The sequence below is a fragment of the Tenacibaculum pelagium genome (assembly GCF_014062345.1).
GTDB classification, from domain to species: Bacteria; Bacteroidota; Bacteroidia; order Flavobacteriales; family Flavobacteriaceae; genus Polaribacter; species Polaribacter pelagius.
Map to the genome: position 1 here is coordinate 91912 of NZ_JACGLS010000007.1, position 6305 is coordinate 98216.

The following is a 6305-nucleotide window of genomic DNA, read 5'->3' on the forward strand; positions in this document are numbered from 1 at the left end:
GACAACAACAATTCCCTTAAATACAAAAAAACATATAGGCTTGTATTTAAAGCTCCAAATATTATTAAATATATAAATGATGAGGTTTTAAAAAATACTGTACCAAAAAAAACAATAAATAAAACCATTAAGAATAAAATAACTTTTTGTGATTTCTTATCTTTCATTAACTTAAAATACATTATAGCTATTATATTGAATTGAAAAAAAGCATAAATTAAATGATAGATTTGTCCTCCTGTTTTTTTTACAAAAACATGATATAAACCAATTAACTCATTTATAGAAGTTACCAGTAGTAAAGCTGTTAACAGATACAAAAACTGTGACTTATACTTTTTTAATCTAAAAACAGCTATAAAAAAAGCTAGTAGTTGGAGCCCTATAAATGAGTATTGAAAATACATTAATAAATAATTTTAAAAAGGAGGTGTTAAAGTACCAAAATTTCCTGCCCCACTATCTACTGGTGGTGGTGGTAAACTAATAAACCCAGCTTTATTTTGCTTTACAATTTTTATACTATAATTATTATCCGCTCTTTTCCCTGCCTCAAATTCTTCTTTTGACTTGTAAATCCAATTGTAACCATTCTCAGCTAAAGCCTCTTTAAAAGTGACTAATCTATTTTGCTCAACAGATTGCACAGCATCAAACTGTACTTGCTCACCATTTATAGTAGTTGTTGGTATATAAATTAAATCTTGATAACTCTTTCCTGTTCCGTTGTAATCAAGTTTAGCTGCAGAGATGAAGCTTATTCCTGATATTGTAATTCCAGCTTTCTTACTCAACTTCTTAACATAATTTAAGTATTGAATAAAACTGTCGAAATTATAGGTGTTAATTCTACTATCTGGATAACCTAAAGCTTTTTCAAGAGGTTCAATCCTTGTCGTATCGTAAGCTCTAAGCATTGTCACAATTTCTGGATAATTTAGTGACACATCTGGTCTAGAATCTACTGCTGGATAACAAAAATACCCATCAATATCCTCAGGGTCAATTTCTTGTTTATCATCACACTTATGCTTTTCACATGAAGTAATAAAACTCATTGCAAAAACAATGATTAACAATTGTAGTAGGTTAGTTTTTTTCATTGTAAATTAATTTTAAATTTATGTTTAAATATAACGGTATATTATTTAATCTAAAAAACTCAAAAGCAAAAACATTATTAAAAACTAAATAATCAAATACTTATCTAAATATTAGAAAATAGCAAAACAGGAAAAACACCCTAGCAACTAGAATGATTAAACTCTTTATTTATTAAGTTATTTACTCTTGTTTTTAATTCAATAAGAAAAAAGAGTTTTTCTTATTTTTACCACATGAAAAAAATAGAACATATTGGTATTGCAGTTAAAAACTTAGAAAAATCAAATCAACTCTTCGCTTCTTTATTTGGAGAGCCACATTATAAAATAGAAGAAGTAGCTAGCGAAGGTGTAAAAACTTCATTTTTTAAATCTGGGCCTAATAAAATTGAACTATTAGAAGCTACTAAGCCAGAAAGCCCAATCGCCAAGTTTATCGAAAAAAAAGGAGAAGGCATACATCATATTGCCTTTGCTGTTGATGATATAAAATCAGAAATTAAAAGATTACAAAAAGAAGGTTTTACTGTATTAAACAAAATACCTAAAAAAGGCGCAGACAATAAATTGGTTGCTTTTTTACACCCAAAAACTACCAATGGAGTTTTAATAGAATTATGTCAAGAAATCGAATAAATCATCGGTTTTCAAAACAGTAAATATTTGTATCTTGCAAGCATAAAAACCTACATTAAATAATGACAACCTCTTTTGATTCTTTTCAAAAACGACGCTTACAATCCTCATATGTTTCTGTTGTAGTAAGTATTGCCTTGGTGTTATTTATGATTGGTGTTTTAGGCTTAATCTTATTAAAATCAACAAAAGTCGCCAATCACTTTAAAGAAAAAGTGGTAATGACATTGTTTTTAAAAGATGAAGTTACCGATAAACAAACTGCAAGTTTTAAAGAAGCTATTAAAAAAGAAACATACACCAGTAAAGTTGTATATATAACTAAAGACGAGGCGGCTAAAACTTACAAAAAAGATTTAGGAGAAGATTTTCTAAAGTTTTTAGGTGATAATCCATTAAAAAATGGAATAGACGTATACTTAAAAGCAGAATACGTTACGCCAGAAAAAATGGCTGAGATTGAAAAGTCTTTTGAGAAAAATAAATTTGTAGTTGAAGTAAATTACGACAAGCCTTTAGTAGAATTACTAACCAAAAACATTCAACGAATCAGTTTTTGGTTGTTAGTTTTAAGTGGTTTCTTTGGTTTAGTTGCTATTATTTTAATTAACAGCTCAATCCGATTATCAATCTATTCAAAAAGATTCAATATTAAAACCATGCAAATGGTTGGTGCTACCAAAAGTTTTATCCGTCGTCCTTTTATTTGGCAAAGTATAAAGCTAGGATTATTAGGAGCTTTTATAGCTTTAAGCGGATTGGCAATTTTAATTTATTATGTAGCAGAATACATTCCAACTTTAGAGCTATTAACCGATTACATTACTTTAGGATATGTAGCTGGAGGTGTTTTATTTATTGCTTTTTTTATTACTTGGATAAGCACATTTTTTGCAACTCAGCGTTTTTTAAATTTACAAACTAACGATTTGTATTACTAAGATTTTATGAAAAAAGACAATTCACCAAAACAAGAATTCTTATTCGGTAAACGAAATTATATCATCATGCTAATAGGTTTAGCTGTAATCGCTTTAGGCTTTATTTTAATGGCAGGCGGCGGTAGCGACGACCCAAATGTATTTAATCCAGAAATATATAGCTGGCGTAGAATTCGTTTAGCCCCTACCTTAGTAATTATTGGTTTAGGAATAGAAATTTATGCTATTTTTGCCAATCCTAAAAAATAAGCATGGATTTATTAGAAGCAATTATTCTTGGAATCATTCAAGGACTTACCGAATTTTTACCTGTATCATCTAGTGGACATTTAGAATTAGCAAAAGCTATTTTAGGCGACACTTCTGTTCCTGAAGAAAGTTTAACTTTTACTGTTGTTTTGCACTTTGCTACCGCATTAAGCACCTTAGTTGTGTTTAGAAAAGAAGTAGCAGAAATTTTTAAAGGATTGTTCCAATTTAAATGGAATGAAGAAATGAAATTTTCTTTAAAAATTATCCTTTCTATGATTCCTGCAGTAATTGTTGGATTACTTTTTGAAGAGCAATTAGAAGCTTTTTTTGGCGGAAAAATACTTTTTGTTGGTGCTATGTTATTAGTAACAGCGGTATTACTTTTATTGGCCGACAAAGCAAAAAATACCACTAAAGATGTTTCTTTTTCAAACTCAGTAATTATTGGTGTTTCTCAAGCCATAGCAATGCTACCAGGTATTTCTAGATCGGGCGCAACCATATCAACTTCTGTTTTATTAGGTATTGACCGTACTAAAGCTGCTCGCTTTTCATTTTTAATGGTTGTACCTCTTATTTTTGGAAAAATAGCTAAAGATTTATTAAGCGGAGATATTAACTTTCAATCATCAGAAATCGCACCTATATCTGCTGGATTTATCGCTGCATTTCTTGCTGGTTTATTGGCTTGTAACTGGATGATTGCTTTAGTTAAAAAAAGTAAATTATCTTATTTTTCTATTTACTGCGCCGTAGTAGGTTTAATTGCTATCGGATATTCTTTATTAAGCTAATATGAAAACTGCTGAAGATTACAAAAACGGACAAGTTTTATTAATTGATAAACCTTTAGAATGGACTTCTTTTCAAGTAGTGAACAAACTACGTTGGCACATTCGCAAACGTTTTGATATTAAAAAAATAAAAGTAGGACATGCGGGAACATTAGACCCGTTAGCTACTGGGTTATTGATTATCTGCACAGGTAAACAAACCAAAAACATTAACGAGTATCAAGGTCAAATTAAAGAATATACAGGTACATTTGTATTAGGTGCAACAACACCTAGTTATGACCTAGAAACTGAAATAAACGAAATTTTTCCTACCGAACATATTACGGAAGAATTATTACATAAAACAACTGAACAGTTTACTGGTAAGATTCAGCAAAAACCACCTATTTTTTCTGCAATTAAAAAAGATGGAAAACGTCTTTACGAATTAGCACGAAAAGGTGAAACTACCGAAATTAAAGCTCGTGAAGTAGAAGTAAATACTTTCGAAATCACTAAAATTGATTTACCAAAAGTAGACTTTAGAATTGTTTGTAGTAAAGGAACTTACATCCGTTCTATAGCAAACGATTATGGTGAAGCTTTAAACTCTGGAGCACATTTATCTGTTTTAAGAAGAACAAAAATTGGTGATTATTCAGTAGACAACGCATTAAACGTTGATGAATTTATAAAATCTTTAGAAGTGGAATAGTTTTTGCCTTAATGTGCTAAAATTATTTGCCACTATGAAAAAACTACTACTATTAATAGCAGTAATATTACTTGCTAACTTAACAGCTAACGCCCAAGAAAAAAGTCCTTTTTTCACTGGAGCTTTAAATTTCACTTTTGCTTTAAACGACAATTATGTTTTGTTTGAACCTGATGACGATGAAGAACTTTTAGAGTTTTCTGCGCTGATGACTCGTTTCGGTTTCGGCTATCAGTTTGATAAAAAATGGGCAGGAATTGTAAACTTAGGATACGATCATCACACTAAGTTTGATATAAATGCGATACCAATGTTTGGTACTTTACGCTATAACATTTCTGAGGATGGCTATGATACCTTTTTCACACAGGTAAGCTACGGTAACTTATGGAGACCTTCCAACAAATACGAAAACGGAAGGTATTATGCCTTTGGTGTTGGAGCACAAATAGAAGGCTCTGGCAGATGGCATGCTGTTATCCATTTAGACTTTCATCGAAAAAAAATTAATGATTTTAAAAATGGTAATTTAGATAGCGTATCGCTAGGAATAGGGTTTAGCTTTTTTTAAAAATGAAAGAATATAATCTTATTTTTCAAAGATCATTACAAATTTATATCTCTTAATAAATTTATTAAGAGATTTTTTCTTTTATCAACTCTTAATAAACTTGAATGGTTTATATTCTTTTATCTTTAAGAAATATACTCCTTTCCCTAATTTTTTAATACTAATTTGGAAATTAGATACTTTTCCCTCATCAACAACACTCCCTAGTGTGTTTAATATTTTAAACTCTTTTCCCTCAAATTTTGCAGGTAATTTTATTTCCTTAACTGCTGGGTTCGGATAACCATTTATACTGTTTTTATTTCCTTTACTAATTAAATCTCCAAATCCATCCAATCCATCAACACTATCTGGAATACCGTCACCGTCTGTATCGGCTCCGCTATCTCCTACTACTCCGTTTCCTCCACTATCTGGATCGGTTGGATCTGAATCATTATCTGGATCGTTTGCATCTCCATGACCATCTAATCCATCAACACTATCGGCAATACCATCACCATCTGTATCTGCTTGTGAATTGTCTACTTGACCATCGCCATCAGTATCGCTATTACCTCCTTCTTCTACATCATTTACTCCATCATCATCACTATCTAAATCTTGATAATCTGATACGCCATCTCCGTCTGTATCTACAGTATTTACTTCGCCTCCGTTTCCTTCACCAAAGTTATTATCATCTACATCAACACTATCAGATATACCATCACCATCATTATCTCCTCCGTTTGTATCGTTTGAATCTATTACACCATCTCCATTTGCATCTGAAGCAGCATTACCTCCTTCAATCACATCATTCATTCCATCGTTATCTGAATCTAAATCTTGATAATCTGGTACATCATCTCCATCAGTATCTGGCTCTTCATTTGTATCTACTGAGCTATCTGCTTGACCATCGCCATTTGAATCTGAGAATCCTGAATCATTTGAATCGATTACTCCATCTCCGTTAGTATCTAAATCTCCATTCCCTCCTTCATCTACATCTAAAATACCATCGTTGTCTGAATCTAAATCTAAACTGTCTAGAATGCCATCACCATCTGTATCACCTGTACCTTCAGCTGAATCTGGAATACCATCATTATCATCATCTAAATCATCAGTATCTATAATTCTATCGCCATCTGTATCTACCTGAACTGTAATTGTTACTATTGATGTAGCACATACTGCTGGTGATACCGCTGTATTACACACTTGATATTCTACCGTTACCGTAGTTCCCTCTTCACCTGCTAACGGTGTATAACTCATCTCTCCTGTTAATGGATCGAAGCTTATTGTTCCGCCTGCTGTAGT

The 6305-nt window shown here is 31.5% G+C and carries 8 protein-coding genes; 6 read left to right on the forward strand and 2 right to left on the reverse strand.

Going from position 1 to position 6305, the window contains the following annotated elements:
- Positions 1–419 precede the first annotated feature (419 nt).
- A complete protein-coding gene (locus H3Z83_RS12255) occupies positions 420–1103 on the reverse strand; it encodes a hypothetical protein (RefSeq protein ID WP_182125786.1) in 684 nt (227 codons plus the stop codon).
- 234 nt (positions 1104–1337) lie between these two features.
- On the opposite strand from H3Z83_RS12255, the gene mce reads away from it, so the two are divergent.
- The 6 genes from mce (at position 1338) to H3Z83_RS12285 (ending at position 4994) form a co-directional block, all read left to right on the forward strand.
- A complete protein-coding gene (gene mce, locus H3Z83_RS12260) occupies positions 1338–1739 on the forward strand; it encodes a methylmalonyl-CoA epimerase (protein ID WP_182125787.1) in 402 nt (133 codons plus the stop codon).
- Between the two features lie 62 nt (positions 1740–1801).
- A complete protein-coding gene (locus H3Z83_RS12265; RefSeq protein ID WP_182125788.1) occupies positions 1802–2680 on the forward strand; it encodes a cell division protein FtsX in 879 nt (292 codons plus the stop codon).
- A 6-nt stretch (positions 2681–2686) separates the two neighbouring features.
- Positions 2687–2929 carry a DUF3098 domain-containing protein gene (locus tag H3Z83_RS12270; RefSeq protein ID WP_182125789.1) on the forward strand — a complete coding sequence of 81 codons (243 nt, stop codon included), beginning with the start codon at positions 2687–2689 and terminating at the stop codon, positions 2927–2929.
- Between the two features lie 2 nt (positions 2930–2931).
- On the forward strand, positions 2932–3726 hold the full coding sequence (locus tag H3Z83_RS12275) for an undecaprenyl-diphosphate phosphatase (RefSeq protein ID WP_182125790.1): 795 nt from the start codon (positions 2932–2934) through the stop codon (positions 3724–3726).
- A 1-nt stretch (position 3727) separates the two neighbouring features.
- Positions 3728–4423 carry a tRNA pseudouridine(55) synthase TruB gene (gene truB, locus H3Z83_RS12280; protein WP_182125791.1) on the forward strand — a complete coding sequence of 232 codons (696 nt, stop codon included), beginning with the start codon at positions 3728–3730 and terminating at the stop codon, positions 4421–4423.
- A 34-nt stretch (positions 4424–4457) separates the two neighbouring features.
- The gene (locus H3Z83_RS12285) at positions 4458–4994 is read left to right on the forward strand and encodes a hypothetical protein (RefSeq protein WP_182125792.1); all 537 of its coding nucleotides are present in this window, start codon (positions 4458–4460) and stop codon (positions 4992–4994) included.
- An 84-nt stretch (positions 4995–5078) separates the two neighbouring features.
- Here H3Z83_RS12285 and H3Z83_RS12290 read toward each other — a convergent pair.
- A partial coding sequence (locus H3Z83_RS12290; RefSeq protein ID WP_182125793.1) for a T9SS type A sorting domain-containing protein occupies positions 5079–6305 on the reverse strand: 1227 nt, incomplete at its 5' end.